The sequence below is a fragment of the Pseudomonas sp. HN8-3 genome (assembly GCF_020790195.1).
GTDB lineage: Bacteria > Pseudomonadota > Gammaproteobacteria > Pseudomonadales > Pseudomonadaceae > Aquipseudomonas > Aquipseudomonas synxantha_A.
Genome location: NZ_CP086206.1, coordinates 1,739,070 through 1,761,584, shown reverse-complemented (window position 1 = coordinate 1,761,584; position 22,515 = coordinate 1,739,070). Strand labels below are relative to the sequence as shown.

Sequence of the window (22,515 nt, the reverse complement as noted above, 5' to 3'; positions counted from 1 at the left end):
ATGGATCGACCTCACTGTTATGTCCCTTCTGCGCTGACTTCTTATCGTTATTGGCTTCAGCTACCTGGGCGACAGCCAACCGCTGGGACGTATACGGGTGTACGCACCAGGGAAAGACTAGACCAAGACGGCGCGCAGAATATCACGCTAAACAGCGTTTATGCGCCGTTTGGCCAATTGACAGGCCTAAATCGCGGGTTTTAATGCGCCGGTGTCAAGCCTGACAGCCGCGACCTGCGGTCACAGGCCTGGAACTCTCACGCAAATGGCGGTTCTAGACACCTTCGCCGTTGCCTGCGTAGCATCGGCAGCTGTCCTTCGTGCACACCTTCCACACAGAGTTACCCATGACTACCCAGCAAACACCCGGGCACGTACTGCCCGCGCGCAGCGCCGCGAAAATGGAAGCGGCCATGGCCGTAGGCGCCTTCGCGATCGGCACCGGCGAATTCGCCATCATGGGCCTGATGCCCGACATCGCCCAGAACCTGGGCCTGAGCGAACCGCAAGTCGGCCACGCCATCAGCGCCTACGCCCTGGGCGTGATGGTCGGCGCCCCACTGCTGGCCATCCTCGGCGCCAAGCTGCTGCGCAAACACATGCTGCTGTTACTGATGGGCCTGTACGCCCTGGGCAACTTCGCCACCGCCTTCACCCCCACCTTCGGCTCGCTGGTGGCCTTTCGCTTTATCAGCGGCCTGCCCCACGGCGCCTACTTCGGCATCGCCGCCGTGGTCGCCTCCAGCATGGTGCCCACCGACAAACGCGCCGGCGCCGTAGCCCGCGTGATGATGGGCCTGACCCTGGCCATGCTGCTCGGCAACCCCATCGCCACCTTCCTCGGCCAACACCTGGGCTGGCGCTCGGCGTTCGCACTGGTCAGCGTGATCGCCCTGCTCACCATCGCCCTGGTCTGGCAATTCGTGCCCCACCGCCACGACGAACAACGCAGCGACCCGCGCAAGGAACTGCGCGCCTTCACCAAACCCCAGGTCTGGATGGCCCTGTCCATCGGCGCAATTGGTTTTGCCGGGATGTTCTGCGTATTCAGCTACCTGGCGCCGACCATGCTGGAAGTGACCAAGGTCTCGCCACAGTGGATTCCGTTTGGCCTCGCCGCCTTTGGCGTCGGCGGGATTATCGGCAACATTGCCGGTGGCAAGCTGTTTGATCGCATGCAATTTCGGGCCGTGGGCTTGATATTGGTGTGGTCGATGGCCGTGCTGCTGTTCTTCCCCTTCGCCGCCTCGTCGCTGTGGGGCGTGCTGCTGAGCATGGGATTGGTGGGCACCATGGTCGCATTGGCGGCACCGTTGCAGATTCGCCTGATGGACATTGCCCACGAAGCCCCGAGCCTGGCAGCAGCGTCCAACCATGCCGCGTTCAACCTGGCAAATGCCCTGGGCCCGTGGTTCGGCGGCATGGCCATCACTGCCGGTCTAGGCTGGACCAGCACCGGCTACATCGGCGCCGCAACAGCCCTGGTCGGCCTGGGCCTCTACCTGATTGCCCGGCGTATGAAAGGCGGCCACTGACGCCACAAGTTTTGCGCCGATCATAGATCCAATGTGGGAGGGGGCTTGCCCCCGATAGCAATGGGCCAGTCAACACACCACTGACTGACCCCCTCCTTCAATCATCATGCAACAACCCCGAACCATACTCCCCATAACTACTCCCCAGCCCACTGCCGCCAAAATTCATCTTGGCGGCTTTGCCGGGGCTGTGGTCCCCAAACGCCTGGCATCCACCAGAAAAGCACGGGTCACTATTCACAGCTGGTGAAGATGAACAAGCACTCAACATCAACGTGCCGGTGATCATCACGACTTTGACGAGATTCGAGATCATGATTTTTCAACTCCCTGTGGGCTGGAGGCGCTGGGGTCCTCTCTTGCAGGCAATCGTAGGCCTCAAAGGCGCAGGGAATTATGAAACTTTGCTGGGGGACAGCATGAGTTGAAGTTGCCGCCTTGCGTAAGGCGGCAGGGATGGTTGTCAGGCTTTGACTGAGGCAGTCACAGGCGCAACTTGCTCCTGGGCTCGATCAACCAGCAGCGAGCTCAACTCGATTAACTGCTGAATGCCTAGGGCGATGGCGCGCTGGGAATCGTCGAGGTCGAACGCCAAAATGGCGGCCATTTCGTTGGCGGCTGCGAGGTTTTCGGCGGCGTTAGCCAGGAGGGTTTCGGGGTCGAGAGTTGGGTTTACGAGGAATAGGTTGTTGCTTGGACATTCGATGGACGATTTACTTTGATCAAGTGAAGGACTGCGAGTGTCGTGGTGCATGGGCGAAGCTCCAATATTCGGGAGTTAAAAACGCCTTAGCAATACGGACTTCCACCTCCGGCCACTGGGTATTCAGCGGCTTGACGAGATTAGCTATGGATGATCCAGGGGGCAAGCCGAAAAAGCGTAGGATATTTCCTGGAAATCCTGACCTATTCCCATAGATCACTCTGTCGCTTCATACGTTGCACCGATGAGGGCTTGGACAAAATATTTTTAAAGGCATTAATTTGTTAAAGGCTTCCAGACCAGATTTCTGCGTACCATTTTTTGCACCTTTCATGCTGTAGAAGCCCCTACTGAGTACCGGCATTGAGTGCGCACATTTTGAATATCGATCAAGTGCCCGTTTTCTTGACGCATCGAAAAACACAAAGTATTTTTCAGCTCCCCTCCTTTTCGGCTACCTCTGCCGTGCACCGCCCAGGCGTTAACTCGCGAAGCGGTCATACAGATGCCGACACTTACACGGCCGCTATTTACCGGCGAGCCTCTATTTAGATATCAAGTGTATAAGGTTGATTTCATGATTATTCGTCAGGCAAGTGCTGCCGACTATCCGCAACTGCTCGACATTTGGCTGCGATCCGTTCGCGCCACTCACCACTTTCTTCAAGAGTCCGACATAGATGCGCTGCTTCCGCAGCTCCGCGACATCTATCTACCCGTTGTTGACGTATGGGTTGCGGTAGACGTGAAAGACAACCCGCTTGGCTTTATTGGACTCAACCAAAGCCACGTAGAAATGCTCTTTATTGATCCTGATCTTCGCGGCCAAGGTATGGGCCGTGCACTACTAAATCACGTTCGCAGTTCGCGCTCTACGATGAGTGTTGACGTAAACGAGCAAAACCCCCAGGCGGTAGGCTTCTATCTCCATTACGGGTTCGTTCAAACAGGCCGCTCTCCTTTGGATGGTGAAGGCAGGCCGTTCCCGCTACTACACATGAACTTATCCCGCTAAGAGCACGATAAAGAATCGGCCCTACACATTCGTGTAGGGCCGACTCACAAGTAGTGAAACCAGGCCCCCAGGACCGAAAAGAGGCCGTGCGTTCGGGAAAAGGGGACCGGGAAACGGGGACAGATTTATTTAATATTTGGGGCTCGCGCCACCCAATCAACACCCAGCCCCCTCCGACCCATTCCTGATAAACTGCCCACCCTTCGCATTCTCCATCCAAGACTCCAATGCCTTCAGCCATAGCTCCACCGAAAGCCATCTCCCGCCGCTTCTCCGTCGCCCCGATGATGGACTGGACCGACCGCCACTGCCGGTTCTTCCTACGCCTGCTCTCCAAACACGCCCTGCTCTACACCGAGATGGTCACCACCGGCGCTATCCTCCACGGCGATCACGACCGCTTCCTGCGCCACAACGAAGCCGAGCACCCGCTGGCGCTGCAATTGGGCGGCAGTGTTCCGGCTGATCTGGCCGCCTGCGCCCGTATGGCCGAAGCCGCCGGTTACGACGAAGTGAACCTGAACGTCGGCTGCCCCAGCGACCGCGTGCAGAACAACATGATCGGCGCGATCCTCATGGCGCACCCTGCCCTGGTAGCGGATTGTGTGAAGGCGATGCGCGATGCGGTATCGATCCCGGTGACGGTGAAGCACCGTATCGGCATCAATGGCCGGGACAGTTATGCCGAGCTGTGTGATTTCGTCGGGACGGTAAAGGATGCAGGTTGCACCAGTTTTACCGTGCATGCGCGGATTGCGATTCTGGAGGGGTTGTCGCCCAAGGAGAACCGGGACATTCCGCCGTTGCGTTATGACGTGGCGGCGCAGTTGAAGCGGGATTTTCCGGAGTTGGAGATTAATCTCAATGGCGGCATCAAGACGTTGGAGCAGTGCCAGGAGCATTTGCAGACGTTTGATGGGGTGATGTTGGGGCGGGAGGCTTATCACAATCCGTATTTGCTGGCCGAGGTGGATCAACAGCTGTTTGGCAGCACTGCGCCTGTCATCACCCGCGCCGAGGCGCTGGCACAGTTGCGCCCGTATATAGCCGAGCACTTGGCAACAGGTGGCTCGATGCATCACATCACGCGCCACGTTCTGGGGCTGGGAACCGGTTTCCCGGGGGCGCGTAAGTTTCGGCAATTGTTGTCGGTGGATATTCATAAGGCGGTGGATCCGTTGGCGTTGCTGGATCAGGCGGGGGAATTGTTGGAGGGGCGGTGACGGGTTGGGTGTCAGTGGGGGTATTTGGGGCTGACAGGCTGCTTTCGCGAGCAAGCCCGCTCCCACAGTTTTGAGCGATGTGTGTCAGGTGAATGTCAGTGGCTGGGCTGGCGTCATCGCAGGCAAGCCAGCTCCCACAGTTTGACTGATGGGGGTCAGGTGAATGTCAGTGGCTGGACTGGCGTCATCGCAGGCAAGCCAGCTCCCACAGTTTGACTGATGGGGGTCAGGTGAATGTCAGTGGCTGGACTGGCGTCATCGCAGGCAAGCCAGCTCCCACAGTTTGACTGATGGGGGTCAGGTGAATATCAGTGGCTGGGCTGGCGTCATGCACGCAAGCCGGCTCTCACAGTTTGATTGGGGTGGTTATCGGGCAGTTGGGTTGAACCTGCCAGCGATTTTGCCCTCCTATTGAACACCACTGCCGGTAATTCAAACGGCCGTTTCCAGGTTATTGCCCTCGCAAACGACCTATCGCATTTGCGCCCTTGAGCGCCTGCCAGCGCTCGGGTAATGTCATCAGACCCACAGGACAGAGCACGCCCATGACTTCCAAGCTGGAACAACTCAAGCAATTCACCACCGTCGTAGCCGATACCGGCGATTTTTCCACCCTCGCCAAGCTCAAGCCACAAGACGCTACCACCAACCCTTCCCTGCTGCTCAAGGCTGCGTCGATCCCTGGCTATGCCAAGTTGCTGGATGAGTGTGTACAGGACTGCAACGGCGACGTGGGCCTGGCCAGTGACCGCTTTGCGGTGGCGGTGGGTCAAGAAATTCTCAAAGTAGTGCCGGGCCGTATTTCCACTGAGGTGGATGCGCGTCTGTCGTTCGACGAGGCGGCCATTCTCAAGCGTGCGCACCGTCTGATCGATCTGTACGACAAAGCCGGGGTTAGCCGCGATCGCGTGCTGATCAAGATCGCCTCCACCTGGGAAGGCATCCGCGCCGCGGAGAAGCTGGAAAAAGAAGGCATCCAGACCAACCTGACGCTGCTGTTCTCTTTCGCCCAGGCCGTGGCCTGCGCTGAAGCCGGTGTGTTCCTGATTTCGCCGTTCGTGGGCCGTATCTACGACTGGTACAAGAAGGCCAACGGCAACGACTACACCGGTTCCGATGACCCGGGCGTGCAGTCGGTGACGCGCATCTACAACTACTACAAGGCCAATGGCTACAAGACTGTGGTGATGGGTGCGAGCTTCCGTAACCTGAGCCAGATCGAAGAGCTGGCCGGGTGTGACCGCCTGACCATCAGCCCGGACCTGCTGGAGAAGCTGGCGGCGGATGAAGGCAAGCTGGAACGCAAGCTGGCGCCAGGTCATGCCGGTGAGGCCCGTGTACATTTGACTGAAGCGCAGTTCCGTTGGGAGTCCAACGAGGATGCGATGGCGACTGAGAAGCTGGCAGAGGGTATTCGCCAGTTTGCTCGGGATCAGGAGAAGCTGGAGGCGTTGTTGTCGGCCAAGCTGTAAGGGCAGATAGCAGCAGAAAGGGCGGCACCTTGGCGGGTGTCGCCCTTTTTTGTGTGCGCCAGCCTCAAGCCAGTCGCAGATCAACTGTGGGAGGGGGCTTGCTCCCGATTGCGGACTGTCAGTTGGATATGTGCCGACTGATACACCGCTATCGGGAGCAAGCCCCCTCCCACATGGGTATGTGTTTCGACAGGGAAGCCGTCAGTGGCGCTCTAGGGCGTTGACCAGGTCGTGGAAGGCTTCGCGGTTGGACTCGTTGAGGCCCATGAGGATCTTGTGCGCTTCCAGCACCTTGACCCGTACGATCTCTTCGGACTGGTCTTGCGACGGCAGGTCGGTGAGGCATTCCGGGCAGGGAATTGGGCGGTCAACGATGTTGAACACCTGGTCAAAGCCCATCGACTGCAATAGACGGGTGATGTCTTCGTGGGTGGTGACCACAGTCGGCAACAGGCCGACCTTCTGCCGCGACAGAATCGACAGCTTGGCCAACAGCCCCAGGGTGGTGCTGTCGATGCTGCGGGTTTCGGTCAGGTCGATCACGATCGCCGAGAAGTTCAGCGCTGTGAAGATCCGCTCAATCGTCGCATCCAGGGCCGAACACAAGGTCAGGCGCACTTCACCGACAAACTTCAGGACGAAGGTCCCGTCTTGCTCGGCGAATTGGATTCTTCCGGTACTCATCAAAGATTCCTGCTCAACACCAATAGGGCGATATCATCCGGCATCTCCCCTAGCGTGGCCAATCCAAAAACCTGCCGCAGACCATCCAGGCTGCCGCCCGCCGACTTGACCTTTTGGGGCAAGGCGGCTTCTTTCTCTTTGAGTGTAGGCTCTGGAAGAAGGTCCAGGATGCCATCGGACATCAGCGTCAGGCTGAAGGTCGGCGGCAGTTCCAGGATGTGGTCTTCGTAGGTGGCTTCATTGAACAAGCCCACCGGCAGGCCACGCCCTTCCAGGTAGCGCACACTGTCAGGAGTGTACAAAACAGGCATCGGCAGGTGACCGCCAATGCTGTAGGTCAAAAGACCGGTTTCTTCGTCGATCACGCCGCCGACCATCGTCACGTGCTTGCCCAGCTTGCAGCTGATCAGGCCCCGGTTGATGTGGCCCAGCACCTCGGAAGGGGTGAACTCCGGCAAGGTGCCATTGCGCTTGGACTCGAACAACAGCCGTGTGGTCATGAACTTCAACAACACGGTCACAAAGGCAGAAGAGGCGCCATGGCCGGAAACGTCGGCCAGGTAGAACGCCACGCGTCGCTCATCGACGCGGAAGTAGTCGACAAAATCACCCGACAGGTACAACGACGGGATGATCTGGTGGGCAAACTTGAACTCGTCGATGCTCCAGGGGCTCACCGGCAGCATGTTCATCTGCACCTGGCGACCGGCGTTCTGGTCTTCCTGGAGCAGATTCAGGCTGGCTTCGAGCTCGCGGTTGGCGGTCTCGAGCTTTTCGCGGTAGCGCTGGTTTTCCAGGAGCAGGCGGGCACGGTCCAGGGCGCGGCGCACCGAGTGCTCCAGCACGGCCAGGTCTTCCAGGGGCTTGATCAGGTAATCGGCAGCGCCCAGGCGCAGGGCTTCGACAGCGTCGTTCATGACACCGGCACCGGACACGACAATCACCGGCGTTTGCGGGGCAAGCTCGGTCACCTGGCGAATCAGCTCCAGGCCGCCCATCTGGGGCATGCGCAGGTCGCAGATCACAAGGTCGGGCTTGTCGCGCTCGAATACCTGGAGACCCTGTTGGCCATTACTGGCCTGCAGGACGCTGAAGCCACTGTCTTCCAAGTAGGCCGCGAGGCTCGCGCGCACTACTTCGTCGTCATCGATTATCAGCAGCGTGGCACTGGTTTTTTGCATGTGGGCAAACGGCGCCAGAATTAGGTTGGCGTAGGCGGCTCGGCAATGGCCGGGCTCACGTACTGGATTCGCTTTCTAGCCTCTCTGTCCTACAAAGCATTGGGATTTCGCCCATGCACAACGGTAAAGCAGAGGTGCCCTTCTAAGGCGCAGACGGTACTCCCATCCGTGAGGGGTTTCAAGCTCATGGCGATGGTCGCCGGGCGTCTTTACCCTGCAAATCACCGGGAGTTATAAGAACCGCTTGGACCACAACACAAAGTAAGGTTGGAGCACGCATAAAAAAAGGCGACCATAAACAGGTCGCCTTATTTCATTTCAAGATGTCACGGCTTAAAAGTCGTCGACAACCTTGCCATCCTTGACCTTGAACTCACGGTTCTGCAGGTAGGCGTTACGGATAAAGGTGTACTTGTCGCCGCTGATCAGCTTCTCGCTGTCGAGCAGGCTGGCGCGCACGTCAACGACGTTGAGGCCGAAGGTACTGTTACGCCAGCCGATGTCGTTCATGTAGCGGTACGGCTGGGTGTAGCTGTCGACGTACTTGGACGGCGCATCACGCAAGGTGCTTGGGCCCAGCAATGGGATCATCACGTAGGGGCCGCTGCCGACGCCCCAGTAGCCGAGGGTCTGGCCGAAGTCTTCGTCGCTGCGCTGCAGCCCCATTTTGGTGCCGACATCGATAAAGCCCAGCACGCCAAAGGTGGTGTTGACCAACAGGCGAGCGGTGTCGACGCCTGCATTGTGCGGCTTGAGTTGCAGCACGTTGTTGGCCAGGTTGCCGACATCGCCGATGTTACGGAAGAAGTTGTGAACGCCGTCCTGCACAAACTGCGGGGTGACGAACTGATAGCCCTGGGCGATCGGCTTGAGGGCGTAGGTATCAACGGTGTCGTTAAAGGTGAAGATCGGGCGGTTGACGCTTTCCCATGGATCATCTTCCGACGCGGCTTGAGCGGCGAACGGTGCCAACAGGATGGTGGCACACACCGATAGCTGAGCGAAGTAGTGGCTCCAGCGCATAGCTTTTGCTCCTTGAATGGTCTGTCATGGGCGCTATGCCCTGAATAAGGCCGTCAGTATATGACGGAAGTGTGTGTTTAGGCAGCTACCAGGGTCCTGTCTCACGAAAAATGCACAAAATTCCTACAAACACTGTCAGTGTCATGGCCTTGTCATGCCACCCCGATAGTGTTGCTGCTATTTCAGGGACGTTCAGATGCCACACGCCGAGATTGCCATCGCCACAGCCCCCTCGTTGACCGCCGTGCTATTTGGCCTGAGTGGCTGCCTGGTGGATTTCGGTTCCCTGGCGCGTACCGACTCGCCCTGCCCCGGCTGCGTGGCTACACCCGGCGCCTTGAAAAGCCTGCGTAGCCTGAAAGAACAAGGCGTGCCCTGCGCCTGGCTGGATGAACTGCCCCCATCGGTGACCGCGCCCCTTTCCGCCAGCCTGCCGAGCTGGATCAAGGCCGCCTCGCCCTCCTCCATCCGCTGGCCCGCGCCCCACGCCTGCTGGCAAGCCTTGATGGAGTTGAACATTGAGCGCCTGGAAGGCTGCGTGCTGGTCAGCGGCGAGCCGCGCCTGCTGCAATCGGGCTTGAATGCCGGGTTGTGGACTATCGGCCTGGCCTCCTGTGGCTCGCTCTGCGGCCTGTCACCCGAGCAATGGCAGGCACTGACCGCGCAACAACGCGAATACAAGCGCGGCAAGGCGACGGTAGCGCTCTATGGCCTGGGCGTGCACTCGGTGATCGACCACCTGGGCGAGCTGGGCAGTTGCCTGGCGGACATCAGCCTGCGCCGGCTCAAAGGCGAGAAGCCCTGATCAAGATCATGCACAGTTGGCCGCAGTGGATTAATCTAGAGGCCAGCCCGTAGACCTTTCCCGGCGCGCCGCGGTCTATGCCAGTGACTATCGATAAAAGGAAAGAACGTCATGCCTGATCGCAAAAAGCTGGAAGAACAGGTCGAGATTCTGCGTGGGCAGTTGGAACAGGACCCGCCGCTGTCGGAAGAAAAACGTAAAGCGCTGGAAGCCCTGATTGCCAAGTTTGAATTACAACTCGAACTTGAACCGGCGACTCAGACACCCAGTATTTCCGACGATGTGAATCAAGCGGCCATAGAGTTCGACGCTGAACACCCGGTCATTTCCGGGACATTGCGCAATATCATGATCACCCTGGGCAATATCGGCATCTAACCCGAACACAGGCCCAGCAAAAAACCAAAATGTGGGAGGGGGCTTGCTCCCGATAGCAGAAGTTCAGACACAGATGCTGTGACTGACACGCCGCTATCGGGAGCAAGCCCCCTCCCACATTTAGTTTTGTGTGCAGGCTTACTGGCGCGCCAGGCGCACGTTCAGGAATTGGGTGTTCTCAGTGCTGCGGTACGGGTTGATATCCAACCCTCCTCGACGCACATAGCGCGCATACACCGTCAACTTCTCCGGCTTGAGCAAGCGCTGCAGGTCGAGAAAGATGCGTTCCACGCACTGCTCATGAAAGTCCGAGTGCTGGCGAAAGCTGACGATATATTCCAGCAGGCTGGCGTGATCCAGCGCCGCGCCACGGTACTCCACCACCACACTGCCCCAATCGGGCTGGCTGGTCACCGGGCAGTTGGATTTGAGCAGGTGGCTGTGCACGCTCTCCTCAACAACACGCGAGTCATCACAGCGCAGCAGCTCCGGGCGCGGGTGCTCGTAGCTGCTGACATTGATATCCAGGCCGTCAATGCACGCACCCGGCAACGCCATCACACCTTCGGCCTCGATGTCGGCCAGGCTGCGGATGCGCACGGTCACCGGCTTGCCGGCAGCGGCGCTGAGGTCAGTGCGCAAGGTAGCTTCAAGGCTTTGCGTATCGGCAAACGCAGTCTGGTTCAGCGAGTTGAGGTACAGCTTGAACGACTTGGACTCGATGATGTTCGGCGAGTCCGCCGGAATGCTGAACTCACCGATGGCCACCACCGGCTTGCCCGATGGCAGCAACCAGGACAATTCAAAGCAGTTCCAGAAATCCACGCCCTTGTACGGCAGGGTGTCGGCGCTCAGGCCCAGTTCGGCCCACTTGGCGGCACGCGGAATCGGGAACAGCAACGAAGGCGTATAGGTAGAGATGTATTCACTGGACTTGCCCAGCGGCGAATGTTCGGCTGCGGGATGCATGGCGGAAACCTGGCTAAATAAACCGCGCCAGTCTACCAGCCTTTGCCCCCGGCCTTAACAAACGCCTCACTCAACGGTCAGTTTGCCGACCATGCCCGCCTGATAATGGCCGGGAAGGTTGCAAGCGAACTCCAGGCCAGTGGTCTTGGTGAAGGTCCAGGTCAGTTCGGCCGTCTGGCCTGGCTCCACCAAAACGCTATTGGGATCGTCGTGCTTCATGCCGCCCATATCGCCGTGGCCCATGGCGCTGTGGTCCATCTTGCCCATACCGGTGGCGGTGAGCATGCCGCTGGCTTGCATCTGCAGCATCTCTTTCTGGTGAGCGGCATGCATCGCCGCGTCGCCCAGGTTGAATTCGTGGAGCAACCGGCCTTTGTTGACCAGTACAAACCGCACGGTTTCACCGGCTTTTACGTCCAGGCTCTTGGGCTCGAAGGCAATGTCCTGCAGGGTGACTTCCACGGTACGCGTGGCCTTGGCTGCCGGAGCCGGCTGGCCGAACGCGTAACCATGAGCCGCATCCGCCAGCGCATTGAAGCTAAGCGCCAATAAGCAGCCCGCCGTTAACAGGGATGTACGCAACGCCATTTCTCACGCTCCAAAAATAGGTGACCAGCTTGGGCCGCACTTTAAGATAGCCTCGCTGCCAGCCAGCTGACTGCTAGATTACAACTTTGTCAGCTTGCGCCCATACCCTTGCGCCCACGGTATAAAGGCCCGCGCTTACCCCTTGCCAAGAGCCCAACATGAAACTGCTGATCGTCGAAGACCAACCCAAAACCGGCCACTATCTGCGTCAAGGCTTGGCCGAGGCTGGCTTTACCACCGAACTGGTGGCCGACGGCACGACCGGCCAACACCTGGCGCTGAGCGGGGATTATGACTTGTTGATCCTCGATGTGATGCTTCCGGGCCGCGACGGCTGGCAGATCCTGCAGGCGGTGCGCAGTGCCGGCCTGGACATGCCGGTGCTGTTCCTCACCGCTCGCGATGCCGTGGAAGACCGCGTTCATGGCCTGGAACTGGGCGCCGACGACTACCTGGTCAAGCCCTTCGCCTTTTCCGAACTGCTGGCCCGGGTGCGCACTTTGTTACGCCGTGGCAGCAGCACACCGCAGGAAACCACCCTGCAACTGGCCGACCTGCGCCTGGACCTGATCCGTCGCCGCGTCGAGCGCGACGGCCAGCGCATCGACCTCACCGCCAAGGAGTTTGCCCTGCTGGAAATGCTGCTGCGTCGCCAGGGCGAGGTGCTGCCCAAGACGCTGATCGCGTCCCAGGTGTGGGACATGAATTTCGACAGCGACACCAACATTATCGAAGTGGCGATCCGCCGCCTGCGCCTGAAAGTCGACGATAACTTCCCCAACAAACTGATCCACACCGTGCGCGGCATGGGTTACGTGCTGGAGGAGCGCTTCACGTGATCAAGCGCCTGTCCCTGACCAGCCGCCTGGCGCTGCTGTTTGCCGCCTGCACCGCGGTGGTCTCGTTGATCGCCGGCGTACTGTTCAATCGCGCCAGCGAAGCGCACTTCGTCGAGCTGGACCAGCAACTGCTCGACAGCAAGCTGGTGGCCCTGCGCAGTGCCTTGCAGGGTGTCGACTCACGTGAAGCCTTCGCCCTGCGCGGCCCGCAATTGCGCGCCGAGCTGGATCACCAGCCCGACTTCACCGTGCGCATCACGGCGGCCGGCCAGCGCTGGGTGGACGGTGCGCCGAACCTCAGCGTGCCCGCCGCCCCGGGCCTGCACAGCCTGCAAAACGCAGGCACCGACTACCGTGTGTACAACGCGCCGTTGACGCCCGGCCAACCCGGTTCGCCACAGCTGAGCCTGATACTCGACATCACCCACCACCAGCACTTCCTGGAGCATATGCAACGCTTGATCTGGCTGACCGTCGGCCTCTCGGCCCTCGCTACCGCCCTGCTCGGCGCCTGGGCTGCGCGCAGTGGGTTGCGACCGTTGCGGCGCATGGGCGAGGTGGCCGCCAGCGTATCAGCCCACTCGCTGACCCAACGCCTGCCCCAGGCGCAAATGCCGGTGGAGCTGGCGGAACTGGCCCAAGCTTTTAACGCCATGCTGGAGCGCCTGGACGACGCGTTCCAACGCCTCTCGGCGTTTTCCGCCGATATCGCCCACGAACTGCGTACCCCGCTATCGAACCTGCTGACCCAAACCCAGGTCATTCTCACCCAGCCACGCCCACTGGAGGATTACCGCGAGGCACTGCACAGCAACCTCGAGGAGTTGCAATGGATGGCACAACTGGTCAACGACATGCTGTACCTCGCCAAGGCCGACCACGGCTTGCTGACGCCCAACCGTGAAGCCCTGAATCTGGGCGATGAGGTCGACGCACTGTTGGAGTTTTTTACCCTGCTGGCAGAGGATGCGCAGGTCACGCTGGTACGCGAAGGCAGCGCCCATACGCTGGGCGATCGCGGCATGTTGCGCCGGGCCTTGTCGAACTTGCTGGATAACGCGCTGCGGTTTACCCCACCAGGCGGTGAAGTGCGGGTGCGCATAGAGAGTGGCGTGACACTGACAGTTGAGAACACCGGGGAAGGTATTCCTGCGCAGCTGTTGCCGCGGCTGTTTGACCGGTTCTACCGAGCCGACCCGTCAAGGCGGCCAGGCAGCAGTGAACATGCGGGGCTGGGGTTGGCGATTACCCAGTCGATTGTGCGGGCGCATGGGGGGAGGATTTATTGTGAGTCGCAGGCGGGCTGGACAAGGTTTGTGATTGAGTTGCCCAAGGGAGATTGATGCAAGCTGGGCCGGCCCTATCGGGGGCAAGCCCCCTCCCACATTTTGACCTCATTGTTCCTTTATAAACGCGGTCCAGTGTGGGAGGGGGCTTGCCCCCGATAGCGGTCTAAGACCTTACGAATATCTCAAGGCATGGGCCGGCTCAATCTTCGCCGCCCGATACGCCGGGTAAATCGTCGCCAAAAAGCTCAACACAAACCCCGCCGAGCAAATCAGCAACACATCCCCACCTTGCAGCTCCGAAGGCAGGTTGCTGACAAAATACACATCCGAACTAAAGATATGCTGCCCGCTCACCCGCTCCAGCCAACCTACCAGTTCGCTCACGTTCAGCGCTGCAATTACCCCCAGCACGCCGCCGATCAAGGTGCCGACCACGCCGATCACCGTGCCCTGCACCATGAAGATCGCCATGATCTGCCGAGGCGTGGCGCCGATGGTGCGCAGGATCGCGATGTCCGCGCCCTTGTCGTTCACCACCATGATCAACGTGGCGATGATGTTGAACGCAGCGACTGCGACGATCATCAGCAACAACAGACCGATCATGGTCTTTTCCATCTTCATCGCGCTGAACAGGCTGCCCTGGGTGTGGGTCCAGTCATCCGGCTTGTAAGCCGCGCCGAGGCTGGCAGCGATATCCGCCGAGACTTTGGGCGCTGCGTACAGGTCCTTCACCGCCAGGCGCACGCTTTGCACCTGGTTGGGCTGCCAATGCTGGATTTCTGCCGCGTCGGCCATGTGGATCAGGGCCATGGAGCCATCCAGCTCGGCGCCGACCTTGAAGATGCCCACCACGTTCAACCGCTGCATACGCGGCGTGATGCCACCCGGGGCGCTGCTGAGTTCCGGGACGATCAGGGTCAGCTTGTCGCCCACGTTCAGGCGAAAGCGCCGCGCGGTGATATCACCGACCACCACGCCGAACTCACCGGGTTTGAGGTCGTCCAGTTTGCCGCGCACGATGTGCTGGGTCACGATCGACACCTTGCCTTCCTGGGCCGGGTCGACGCCGCTGATCTCGATCGGCTGCATGGCGCCCTTGTAGGAGAACATGCCGTCCATCTGTGTGAACGGTACCGCAGCTGTAACTTGCGGATTCTTCATCGCGGCAGCCGCCACCGGTTGCCAGTCATCAATCGGCTTTACGCCGACGATGGTGGCGTGGGGCACCATGCCGAGGATGCGCGAGCTCATTTCGCGCTGGAAGCCGTTCATCACAGACAGCACCACGATCATGGCCAATACGCCCAGGGCGAGGCCGATCATCGAGGTCATCGAGATAAACGAGACAAAACGGTTACGGCGCTTGGCGCGGGTATAGCGCGTGCCGATGAAAATGGATAACGGTCTGAACATTCGCGTACACCGCCTGAAAAAATGAAAAAGCCCGACGCCAGGCGCCAGGCTTGAAACAGGTCAGATGGCGACCAGGTGACCTTCCTGCAGGTGCAACACGCGGTCCATCTGCCGGGCCATGCTCATGTCATGGGTCACCACCAGGAACGCGGTGCGCATCTGGGTGCTCAGCTCCAGCATCAAGTCCTTGATGCCCTGGGCGGTGTGGGAGTCGAGGTTGCCGGTCGGCTCGTCGAGCATCACCAGGCCAGGGTTGTTCACCAGGGCGCGGGCAATCGCCACACGCTGGCGCTCACCGCCGGACAGTTCGGCCGGCTTGTGCTCCAGGCGATGGCCGAGGCCGACGCGTTCCAGCAAGGCGGTGGCACGTTGGCGCGCCTCCGGGATCGCGGTCTTGCCGATCAACAGCGGCATGCACACGTTTTCCAGGGCGGTGAATTCCGGCAGCAGGTGGTGGAACTGGTACACAAAGCCCAACGAGCGATTACGCAGTTGGCCACGGGCCTTTTCATTCAACGCCGACAGTTCTTCGCCGGCCAGCCATACGCTGCCCTGGGACGGCGTATCGAGGCCGCCCAACAGGTTCAGCAAGGTGCTTTTGCCGGAGCCGGAACTGCCGACGATCGCCACGCGCTCGCCCGGATGCAGCTCCAGTTGCAGGTTCGACAGCACGACCACCGATTCCGGGCCTTCCTCGTAGGATTTGCCCAGGTTGCGGCAGCTCAGGATTGCTTTTTCACTCATGCCCGATTCACTCATAACGTAATGCCTGTGCTGGCTGGGTACGTGCCGCGCGCCAGGCTGGATACAGGGTGGCAAGGAAGCTCAGGACCAACGCGGCGCCGCCCACCATCAGCACGTCCTGGGTTTGCACCTGGGACGGCAAGTAGTCGATGAAGTAGACGTCAGCGTTGAGAAACTTGTGGCCGATCACTTTTTCAAGCAAGGCGATGGCGGCGCTGACGTTCAGCGCGGCCAGAATGCCCACCGCGGTACCGATCAGGGTGCCGACCACGCCAATCACGGTGCCCTGCACCATGAAGATCGCCATGATCTGCCCCGGCGTGGCGCCCAGGGTACGCAGGATGGCGATATCGCCCTTCTTGTCGTTCACTACCATCACCAGCGTGGAAATGATGTTGAACGCAGCCACGGCGACGATCAGCAGCAACAGCAGGCCAATCATGGCCTTCTCCATGCGGATGGCCTGGTAGAGGTTGCCGTGGGTACGGGTCCAGTCGCGGGCGTAATACTCGGATTCACCCAAGTGCTGGGCGATTTCCCAAGCGCCGCGCGGGGCGTCGAACAGGTCGTTGAACTTCAGCCGCAGGCCCTGCACCTGGTCCGGCTGCCAGCGATGCAGGCGGGCCAGGTCGGTAAGGTTGGTCAGGCCGATGTAACCGTCGATCTCGCCGGCGCCGACGTGGAAGGTGCCGACCACGGTAAAGCGCTTCATGCGCGGGAACATGCCCGCCGGGGTCACGGTGACTTCCGGAGCGACGAAGGTCAGCTTGTCGCCAACGCCCACACCGAGCTTGGCCGCGGCCTTGTCACCGATAACGATGCCGAAACTGCCAGGGGCCAGGTCGTCGAGCTTACCTTGCTGCATGAACTTGTCGATGATCGAGACGTTGCGTTCCTGGGCCGGGTCGATGGCATTGAGCAGGATCTTCTGCACCTTGCCGTCGTTGGTCAGCAACCCCTGCATCTGGGTAAACGGCGCGACCGCCACCACCTTGGGGTTCTGCTTGACCTTGGCGGCCAGGCTTTGCCAGTCGTTGATGGGCGCATCGCCCTCGATGGTCGCGTGGGGCACCATGCCCAGCACGCGGGTACGCATCTCATGATCGAAGCCGTTCATCACCGACAGCACCACGATCATCACGACCACGCCCAGGGCGAGACCGATCATCGAGGTCAAGGAAATGAACGACACAAAATGATTGCGACGCTTTGCACGGGTATAACGCGTGCCGATAAATACGAAGAGAGGTCTGAACATGTCGGGGCTTGTTCGGAGGAAAAGAAGACGTCCCGGTGGCGGGGTCTGGTAAGCAGCTTTACACTCAGACCATTACCGTTACCTGGGGTTCGCCATGTCGACATTAGATGAAGAAGAGCGCCGCGAATACTACCGTATCGACGACATGATCGCACTTCAAATCAGCACATTGTCTGGCCCCGACGCGGCGAGCAAGGAAGTGTTGCTGGATGATTCGCCGCTGTTCAATCTGCTCAGCGAACTGCACCTGAGCGAATTCGAAGCCCAGCACCTGCTGCGTCAGATCAGCGAGAAAGATCGCAGCCTGGCGGCCTTCCTCAAAGTGCAAAACAAGCGTTTGGATCTGCTCAGCCAAGTCATGGCCCGCGGCCTGCTGGCTGAAGTGGGCGCGCCGCAACCGGTGATTCTTTCCGAAGGCGGCATCGACTTCCGGCACCCTACCCCGCTGGCCCCCGATACCCATCTGGCAGTCAAGCTGGTGCTGATGCCCCAAGCGCTCGGCCTGTTACTGCGCGCACGAGTGACCCATTGCGATCCCCGGGGCGAGGGCTTTGAAGTGGGCACGGAATTCGAATCCATGACCGATGCCCAACGCCAACTGCTGGCGCGCTATATCCTGCAAAAACAGGCGCAGGAACGCCGTCTGGCGCGAGAGCAAAGCGACGACCTCTGAATACCTATTCATTCCGCCAGCGATCCTGGCGCAAAGGAGCAACTGTGACCCTGATCTACGGCCATCGCGGTGCCAAAGGCGAAGCACCGGAAAATACCCTGACCAGTTTTCAGGAATGCCTCAAGCACGGCGTACGTCGTTGCGAACTGGACCTGCACCTGTCCATGGACGGCGAGCTGATGGTCATCCATGACCCGACCCTCAAGCGCACCGCCGACCGGCGCGGCAAGGTCGTCGAGTACTCGGCGGCTGATCTGGTGAAGATGGACGCGCGCAAAGGCGGCCCGGGTTGGGTCAGCCCGTGCCCGATCCCACGCCTGGAGGAGCTGTTCGAAAAGTGCGACTTCGATCACTGGCAACTGGAAGTCAAAAGCGCTTCACGCACTCGCGCTGCAACCACCGTGCTGGCGATCCGTGAGATGGCCGTACGCTTTGGCCTGATGGACAAGGTCACCGTGACGTCAAGCTCACGGGAGGTGTTGAAAGCCGCAGTAGAACTCACCCCGGACCTGTCACGCGGGCTGGTGGCCGAGTACGCCTGGCTCGACCCGTTGAAGGTCGCGCAGAACTACGGCTGTGAGTACCTGGCATTGAACTGGACGTTATGCACCCCTGAGCGGCTGGAGAAAGCCCAGCGCCAGGGTTTGCATGTATCCGTGTGGACGGTCAACGAACCTGCGCTGATGCGCAGGCTCGCCGACTTCGGCGTAGATAGCCTGATTACAGACTTTCCCGGTTTGGCCACTGCCACTCTCGGGAATTACTGAAATCGGTCTCCCCGGCCGGCTCAGGCCACCGGCCGGAGCCGCTCAAAAAAGCCGGTTGAGGCCGTCGTAGGCGGCTACCCGATAGGCTTCGGCCATGGTCGGGTAGTTGAAGGTGGTGTTGACGAAATACTTGAGGGTGTTGAGATCACCCGGCTGGCTCATGATCGCCTGGCCGATGTGCACGATCTCCGACGCCTGGTAGCCGAAGCAATGCACGCCGAGGACCTCCAGGGTTTCACGGTGGAACAGAATCTTCAGCATGCCTTGCGGCTCACCGGCAATCTGCGCACGCGCCATGCTCTTGAAGAACGCCTTGCCCACTTCGTAAGGCACCTTGGCCTTGGTCAGTTCGTGCTCGTTCTTGCCGATGGAGCTGATCTCGGGAATCGTGTAGATCCCGGTCGGCACATCATTCACGTAGCGCCAGCTGCCATTGTCGACGATGCTGCCGGCGGCCGAACGGCCCTGGTCATGGGCGGCACTGGCCAGGCTTGGCCAGCCGATCACGTCACCGGCACCGTAGATATTGGTTACGCAGGTGCGGTAGTTCTCGTCCACCTCGATCTGGCCACGGCTGTTGACCTTGACCCCAATATTTTCCATACCCAGCTTGTCGGTGTTGCCGGTACGGCCATTGCACCACAGCAAGGCGTCGGCCTTGATCTTCTTGCCGGACTTGAGGTGCAGGATCACACCGTTGTCCAGGCCTTCGACCCGCTCGTACTCTTCGTTGTGGCGCACGGTGATGTTGTTGTTGCTGAAGTGGTAGCTCAACGCCTGGGAAATTTCCGAGTCGAGGAAGCTCAGTAACTGGTCACGGTTGTCCACCAGCTCCACCAGTACACCCAGGCCGCTGAAGATCGAGGCGTATTCGCAGCCGATCACGCCGGCGCCATAGATGATCAGTTTGCGCGGGGTGTGGCCCAGGCTGAGGATGGTGTCGCTATCGTAGATACGCGGGTGGTGGAAATCGATGTCCGCCGGGCGATACGGGCGCGAACCGGTGGCGATGATGATGTGCTTGGCCACCAGCTTCTCGACCACGCCATTGGCGCAGACCACTTCGACGGTTTGCTCGTCGGCGAAGCTGCCGGTGCCGAAGAACAAGTCGACGCGGTTACGGGCGTAGTAGCCGGTACGCGAAGCGACTTGCTTGGAGATGACTTTTTCGGCGCTTTTCAACACGTCCGGGAACGAGAACCAGCGCGGCTCGCCAATGGCCCGGAACATCGGGTTGGTGTTGAACTGCATGATCTGGCGCACGGAGTGACGCAACGCCTTGGACGGGATGGTACCCAGGTGGGTGCAGTTACCGCCGACCTGACGACGGCTATCGACCATCGCCACCTTGCGCCCTGCTTTGGCAGCGTTCATCGCCGCACCTTCTCCAGCCGGGCCGGAACCCAGTACCACCACGTCGTAGTTGTAGACAGCCATGCGTACTCCTCAGAACAGGCCAGGCGTACGGTTGGACGCCGGGCTAAATCATGCCGCGGCCAGCGGTCATGAAGGACAATTTGGCTCAAGTGTGTGAACCGGGGCACAGTCTATAGAAGGCCGAGCGCCGCGAACATTAACCCTTGGTCGCGTCGTAGGCCAGTGTTGCCATACTACAGGACGCAAATCAGCGCCGAATTGAGGGTGAGCCTTATGCGACAACTATTTTTTTGTTTAATGCTGATAGTGTCGCTCACGACGCACGCCAACGATGCGAAGCGGCTCAAGCAGGCAAGCTTCCCCGCACAGGTCGAGGGGCTGGCCCTGAAAAACCAGGCGGTGTTCAACTATCTTTGGGCGGATGTGTATGCGGCGGCGCTGTATGCACCGGCTGACCTCGCTGCAAAGCAAGCCTGGGAGCAACAGAAGGCTGTGCGCCTGGCGTTGTATTACTTTCGCGACATTGACCGCGATGATGTAATCAAGGCGGCCACGGTAACCCTGGAACGCCAGCAAGCCAATGCTCGATTAAAGCCGCAGTTGGATCAGTTGCACGCCAGCTTTCGCAACGTCCGCAGCGGTGATCGTTATGCCCTGGATTTTCGTCCGGGCCGTGGGTTGAAGCTGGAGATCAATGAGCAGGTGGTGTTCAGCAGTCGTGATGAGGAACTGGCGCGGGCCTACCTGGGCATCTGGCTGGCGCCCAAAGGGCTGTCTGATGAGTTGCGCGACAAGTTGCTGAATTGATGTGTCGGCTGTAGCACCGCCATCGGGGGCAAGCCCCCGATGAGGCCCTCCAGGCGACACAAAATCCACAGCCATAAAAAAGCCCCGAACCAGTCGGGGCTTTCTCATTCAGCCCAAAGGCTTAGCGCGGGAACGCAGGCGGGTTGACCCCAGCCATGTCTTCCATCACGCGAACCACCTGGCAGCTGTAGCCAAACTCGTTGTCGTACCACACGTACAGCACAACACGGTTGTCCTGAGTGATGGTCGCTTCCGCGTCCACCACACCCGCGTGGCGCGAGCCAACGAAGTCGGTGGAGACCACTTCCTGCGAGTTGACGAAGTCGATCTGCTTGTGCAGGTCGGAGTGCAGCGCCATGTAGCGCAGGTACTCGTTCATCTCTTCGCGGGTGGCGGCTTTCTCAAGGTTGAGGTTGAGAATGGCCATCGACACGTTCGGCGTCGGTACACGGATCGCGTTACCGGTCAGCTTGCCGGCCAGCTCAGGCAGGGCCTTGGCGGCGGCGGTGGCAGCACCGGTCTCGGTGATCACCATGTTTAACGCGGCGCTACGACCACGGCGATCGCCCTTGTGGAAGTTGTCGATCAGGTTCTGGTCGTTGGTGTACGAGTGAACGGTTTCAACGTGGCCGTTGACGATACCGAACTTGTCATTCACAGCTTTGAGCACCGGCACGATGGCGTTGGTGGTGCAGGAAGCGGCGGACACGATCTTGTCGTCAGCGGTGATTTCAGCGTGGTTGATGCCGTGCACGATGTTCTTGAGCTTGCCTTTGCCAGGCGCGGTCAACACGACACGGTCGATACCCGGGCAAGCCAGGTGCTGGCCCAGGCCCTCGGCATCACGCCATACGCCGGTGTTGTCCACCAGCAGGGCGTCCTGGATGCCGTACTGGGTGTAATCCACCTCGGTCGGGTTCTTCGCGTAGATCACCTGGATCAGGTTACCGTTGGCGGTAATGGTGTTGTTTTCTTCGTCAATGGTGATGGTGCCGTTGAACGAGCCGTGTACCGAATCGCGACGCAGCAGGCTGGCGCGCTTGGTCAGGTCGTTCTCGGCGCCTTTGCGCACCACGATGGCACGCAGGCGCAGGCCGTCGCCGCCACCGGTTTTCTCGATCAGGATGCGCGCCAGCAGGCGGCCGATACGGCCGAAGCCGTACAGCACCACGTCGGTGCCCTTGCGGGCCGCGGCGTTTTGCTGGCCAACCACGTCGGCCATCTCTTCACGCACGAACTGCTCGGCGCTACGGCCGGCACCTTCTTTACGGAATTTGTAGGCCAACTTGCCCAGGTCTACCGAGGCCGCGCCGAGCTTGAGCTCGCTCATGGCTTTAAGCAGTGGGAATGTTTCGTGGACGGAGAGTTCGCTGTCGTCGGCGGAGCGATGGCGCGCAAAGCGGTGGGCTTTGAGAATCGCGATGACAGACTGGTTGATCAGGCTGCGGCCATAGATCGAGCTCACCACATTGTTATTGCGGTACAGCTGGCCGATAAGCGGAATCATCGCTTCTGCGAGTGCTTCACGGTCGATCCATTCACCAAGACACTGGTCGGGCTTCTGAGTCACGGGAACCTTCCACATGTAGGGGCAGAAAAAAGGGGCTACATTATGTCGCCCGACTGGCCGTTGAGCAATGCGCGAGGGGCAACAAAAAGCCCTTGCAAAAAAATACCTCCGCGCTACAGCCCAGTAAATACGCGGGTTCCAGAAGGCCACTAGTCCAGCGCCATCGCCGACTTGTCCGTAACCCTCCTAAACATTCACG

General features: G+C 59.9%; 23 protein-coding genes. 11 read left to right on the top strand and 12 right to left on the bottom strand.

What is annotated here, in order from left to right; genetic code table 11:
- Positions 1–347 precede the first annotated feature (347 nt).
- Positions 348–1,535 (top strand): MFS transporter, encoded by a 1,188-nt coding sequence (locus LJX92_RS07995; RefSeq protein WP_043047472.1) that lies wholly within the window; start codon positions 348–350, stop codon positions 1,533–1,535.
- Between the two features lie 97 nt (positions 1,536–1,632).
- Here LJX92_RS07995 and LJX92_RS07990 read toward each other — a convergent pair whose 3' ends face one another.
- On the bottom strand, positions 1,633–1,851 hold the full coding sequence (locus LJX92_RS07990; RefSeq protein ID WP_080889019.1) for a hypothetical protein: 219 nt from the start codon (positions 1,849–1,851) through the stop codon (positions 1,633–1,635).
- 147 nt (positions 1,852–1,998) lie between these two features.
- Positions 1,999–2,289: a DUF6124 family protein gene (locus tag LJX92_RS07985; RefSeq protein ID WP_216090917.1), complete on the bottom strand. Its 291-nt coding sequence runs from the start codon at positions 2,287–2,289 to the stop codon at positions 1,999–2,001.
- A gap of 526 nt (positions 2,290–2,815) precedes the next feature.
- Here LJX92_RS07985 and LJX92_RS07980 point away from each other — a divergent pair.
- The 3 genes from LJX92_RS07980 (at position 2,816) to tal (ending at position 5,948) form a co-directional block, all read left to right on the top strand.
- A complete protein-coding gene (locus LJX92_RS07980; protein WP_032877202.1) occupies positions 2,816–3,253 on the top strand; it encodes an acetyltransferase in 438 nt (145 codons plus the stop codon).
- Between the two features lie 227 nt (positions 3,254–3,480).
- Complete coding sequence (gene dusA / locus LJX92_RS07975) at positions 3,481–4,476, top strand: tRNA dihydrouridine(20/20a) synthase DusA (protein WP_148852344.1); 996 nt, start codon at positions 3,481–3,483, stop codon at positions 4,474–4,476.
- Between the two features lie 545 nt (positions 4,477–5,021).
- Positions 5,022–5,948: a transaldolase gene (tal, locus tag LJX92_RS07970; RefSeq protein ID WP_228309539.1), complete on the top strand. Its 927-nt coding sequence runs from the start codon at positions 5,022–5,024 to the stop codon at positions 5,946–5,948.
- A 201-nt stretch (positions 5,949–6,149) separates the two neighbouring features.
- Here the strand turns inward: tal and rssC are convergent, their stop codons facing one another.
- The 3 genes from rssC to LJX92_RS07955 all read right to left on the bottom strand — a co-directional run bounded on the left by rssC (position 6,150) and on the right by LJX92_RS07955 (position 8,836).
- Positions 6,150–6,632 carry an anti-sigma factor antagonist RssC gene (rssC, locus tag LJX92_RS07965; RefSeq protein ID WP_010212025.1) on the bottom strand — a complete coding sequence of 161 codons (483 nt, stop codon included), beginning with the start codon at positions 6,630–6,632 and terminating at the stop codon, positions 6,150–6,152.
- A complete protein-coding gene (gene rssB, locus LJX92_RS07960; protein WP_005786210.1) occupies positions 6,632–7,813 on the bottom strand; it encodes a two-component system response regulator RssB in 1,182 nt (393 codons plus the stop codon). The genes rssC and rssB overlap by 1 nt, the downstream gene beginning before the upstream one ends.
- 333 nt (positions 7,814–8,146) lie before the next feature.
- A complete protein-coding gene (locus LJX92_RS07955; protein ID WP_005786208.1) occupies positions 8,147–8,836 on the bottom strand; it encodes a VacJ family lipoprotein in 690 nt (229 codons plus the stop codon).
- 196 nt (positions 8,837–9,032) lie between these two features.
- Between LJX92_RS07955 and LJX92_RS07950 the strand changes: the two genes are divergently transcribed.
- Positions 9,033–9,641, top strand: a complete 609-nt coding sequence (locus tag LJX92_RS07950; protein ID WP_032877205.1) for a hypothetical protein — start codon at positions 9,033–9,035, stop codon at positions 9,639–9,641.
- A 111-nt stretch (positions 9,642–9,752) separates the two neighbouring features.
- The gene (locus tag LJX92_RS07945; protein WP_228309537.1) at positions 9,753–10,019 is read left to right on the top strand and encodes a DUF4404 family protein; all 267 of its coding nucleotides are present in this window, start codon (positions 9,753–9,755) and stop codon (positions 10,017–10,019) included.
- Positions 10,020–10,157: 138 nt separating this feature from the next.
- On the opposite strand, the gene queF is transcribed toward LJX92_RS07945, so the two are convergent.
- The gene (gene queF / locus LJX92_RS07940) at positions 10,158–10,988 is read right to left on the bottom strand and encodes an NADPH-dependent 7-cyano-7-deazaguanine reductase QueF (protein WP_032877206.1); all 831 of its coding nucleotides are present in this window, start codon (positions 10,986–10,988) and stop codon (positions 10,158–10,160) included.
- A 66-nt stretch (positions 10,989–11,054) separates the two neighbouring features.
- Entirely contained in the window at positions 11,055–11,576 is a 522-nt protein-coding gene (locus tag LJX92_RS07935) for a cupredoxin domain-containing protein (protein WP_228309536.1), read from the bottom strand.
- Between the two features lie 158 nt (positions 11,577–11,734).
- Between LJX92_RS07935 and LJX92_RS07930 the strand changes: the two genes are divergently transcribed.
- Entirely contained in the window at positions 11,735–12,415 is a 681-nt protein-coding gene (locus LJX92_RS07930; protein WP_005786195.1) for a heavy metal response regulator transcription factor, read from the top strand.
- Entirely contained in the window at positions 12,412–13,758 is a 1,347-nt protein-coding gene (locus LJX92_RS07925) for a heavy metal sensor histidine kinase (protein ID WP_228309535.1), read from the top strand. The genes LJX92_RS07930 and LJX92_RS07925 overlap by 4 nt, the downstream gene beginning before the upstream one ends.
- A gap of 117 nt (positions 13,759–13,875) precedes the next feature.
- Here the strand turns inward: LJX92_RS07925 and LJX92_RS07920 are convergent, their stop codons facing one another.
- The 3 genes from LJX92_RS07920 to LJX92_RS07910 are packed head-to-tail and all read right to left on the bottom strand — an operon-like array spanning position 13,876 to position 17,122.
- Positions 13,876–15,120, bottom strand: coding sequence for a lipoprotein-releasing ABC transporter permease subunit (locus LJX92_RS07920; RefSeq protein WP_005786190.1), 1,245 nt, complete (start codon positions 15,118–15,120; stop codon positions 13,876–13,878).
- A gap of 60 nt (positions 15,121–15,180) precedes the next feature.
- Complete coding sequence (lolD, locus tag LJX92_RS07915; RefSeq protein ID WP_019818240.1) at positions 15,181–15,864, bottom strand: lipoprotein-releasing ABC transporter ATP-binding protein LolD; 684 nt, start codon at positions 15,862–15,864, stop codon at positions 15,181–15,183.
- A gap of 7 nt (positions 15,865–15,871) precedes the next feature.
- Positions 15,872–17,122, bottom strand: a complete 1,251-nt coding sequence (locus tag LJX92_RS07910) for a lipoprotein-releasing ABC transporter permease subunit (RefSeq protein WP_032877209.1) — start codon at positions 17,120–17,122, stop codon at positions 15,872–15,874.
- A gap of 94 nt (positions 17,123–17,216) precedes the next feature.
- Here LJX92_RS07910 and LJX92_RS07905 point away from each other — a divergent pair, with 94 nt between their 5' ends.
- Together LJX92_RS07905 and LJX92_RS07900 are read left to right on the top strand one after the other, a co-directional pair.
- Complete coding sequence (locus tag LJX92_RS07905) at positions 17,217–17,795, top strand: PilZ domain-containing protein (RefSeq protein ID WP_148852348.1); 579 nt, start codon at positions 17,217–17,219, stop codon at positions 17,793–17,795.
- Between the two features lie 44 nt (positions 17,796–17,839).
- The gene (locus LJX92_RS07900) at positions 17,840–18,562 is read left to right on the top strand and encodes a glycerophosphodiester phosphodiesterase (protein ID WP_003172585.1); all 723 of its coding nucleotides are present in this window, start codon (positions 17,840–17,842) and stop codon (positions 18,560–18,562) included.
- A 42-nt stretch (positions 18,563–18,604) separates the two neighbouring features.
- Here the strand turns inward: LJX92_RS07900 and sthA are convergent, their stop codons facing one another.
- On the bottom strand, positions 18,605–19,999 hold the full coding sequence (gene sthA / locus LJX92_RS07895) for a Si-specific NAD(P)(+) transhydrogenase (RefSeq protein ID WP_056847305.1): 1,395 nt from the start codon (positions 19,997–19,999) through the stop codon (positions 18,605–18,607).
- A gap of 213 nt (positions 20,000–20,212) precedes the next feature.
- Between sthA and LJX92_RS07890 the strand changes: the two genes are divergently transcribed.
- Entirely contained in the window at positions 20,213–20,746 is a 534-nt protein-coding gene (locus LJX92_RS07890) for a chalcone isomerase family protein (protein WP_078820627.1), read from the top strand.
- 121 nt (positions 20,747–20,867) lie between these two features.
- On the opposite strand, the gene LJX92_RS07885 is transcribed toward LJX92_RS07890, so the two are convergent.
- Positions 20,868–22,331: a glyceraldehyde-3-phosphate dehydrogenase gene (locus LJX92_RS07885; RefSeq protein ID WP_032803369.1), complete on the bottom strand. Its 1,464-nt coding sequence runs from the start codon at positions 22,329–22,331 to the stop codon at positions 20,868–20,870.
- Positions 22,332–22,515: the final 184 nt, after the last annotated feature.

Excerpts from the sequence above, each read along its gene's own strand:
- sthA (WP_056847305.1), bottom strand. The coding sequence starts at position 19,999 with ATGGCTGTCTACAACTACGACGTGGTGGTACTGGGTTCCGGCCCGGCT.
- dusA (WP_148852344.1), top strand. The coding sequence starts at position 3,481 with ATGCCTTCAGCCATAGCTCCACCGAAAGCCATCTCCCGCCGCTTCTCC.
- LJX92_RS07955 (WP_005786208.1), bottom strand. The coding sequence starts at position 8,836 with ATGCGCTGGAGCCACTACTTCGCTCAGCTATCGGTGTGTGCCACCATC.
- LJX92_RS07990 (WP_080889019.1), bottom strand. The coding sequence starts at position 1,851 with ATGATCTCGAATCTCGTCAAAGTCGTGATGATCACCGGCACGTTGATG.
- LJX92_RS07905 (WP_148852348.1), top strand. The coding sequence starts at position 17,217 with ATGTCGACATTAGATGAAGAAGAGCGCCGCGAATACTACCGTATCGAC.
- rssC (WP_010212025.1), bottom strand. The coding sequence starts at position 6,632 with ATGAGTACCGGAAGAATCCAATTCGCCGAGCAAGACGGGACCTTCGTC.
- LJX92_RS07945 (WP_228309537.1), top strand. The coding sequence starts at position 9,753 with ATGCCTGATCGCAAAAAGCTGGAAGAACAGGTCGAGATTCTGCGTGGG.
- rssB (WP_005786210.1), bottom strand. The coding sequence starts at position 7,813 with ATGCAAAAAACCAGTGCCACGCTGCTGATAATCGATGACGACGAAGTA.
- LJX92_RS07890 (WP_078820627.1), top strand. The coding sequence starts at position 20,213 with ATGCGACAACTATTTTTTTGTTTAATGCTGATAGTGTCGCTCACGACG.
- LJX92_RS07935 (WP_228309536.1), bottom strand. The coding sequence starts at position 11,576 with ATGGCGTTGCGTACATCCCTGTTAACGGCGGGCTGCTTATTGGCGCTT.
- LJX92_RS07920 (WP_005786190.1), bottom strand. The coding sequence starts at position 15,120 with ATGTTCAGACCGTTATCCATTTTCATCGGCACGCGCTATACCCGCGCC.
- LJX92_RS07930 (WP_005786195.1), top strand. The coding sequence starts at position 11,735 with ATGAAACTGCTGATCGTCGAAGACCAACCCAAAACCGGCCACTATCTG.
- LJX92_RS07885 (WP_032803369.1), bottom strand. The coding sequence starts at position 22,331 with ATGTGGAAGGTTCCCGTGACTCAGAAGCCCGACCAGTGTCTTGGTGAA.
- queF (WP_032877206.1), bottom strand. The coding sequence starts at position 10,988 with ATGCATCCCGCAGCCGAACATTCGCCGCTGGGCAAGTCCAGTGAATAC.
- LJX92_RS07910 (WP_032877209.1), bottom strand. The coding sequence starts at position 17,122 with ATGTTCAGACCTCTCTTCGTATTTATCGGCACGCGTTATACCCGTGCA.
- LJX92_RS07995 (WP_043047472.1), top strand. The coding sequence starts at position 348 with ATGACTACCCAGCAAACACCCGGGCACGTACTGCCCGCGCGCAGCGCC.
- LJX92_RS07985 (WP_216090917.1), bottom strand. The coding sequence starts at position 2,289 with ATGCACCACGACACTCGCAGTCCTTCACTTGATCAAAGTAAATCGTCC.
- lolD (WP_019818240.1), bottom strand. The coding sequence starts at position 15,864 with ATGAGTGAAAAAGCAATCCTGAGCTGCCGCAACCTGGGCAAATCCTAC.
- tal (WP_228309539.1), top strand. The coding sequence starts at position 5,022 with ATGACTTCCAAGCTGGAACAACTCAAGCAATTCACCACCGTCGTAGCC.
- LJX92_RS07980 (WP_032877202.1), top strand. The coding sequence starts at position 2,816 with ATGATTATTCGTCAGGCAAGTGCTGCCGACTATCCGCAACTGCTCGAC.
- LJX92_RS07950 (WP_032877205.1), top strand. The coding sequence starts at position 9,033 with ATGCCACACGCCGAGATTGCCATCGCCACAGCCCCCTCGTTGACCGCC.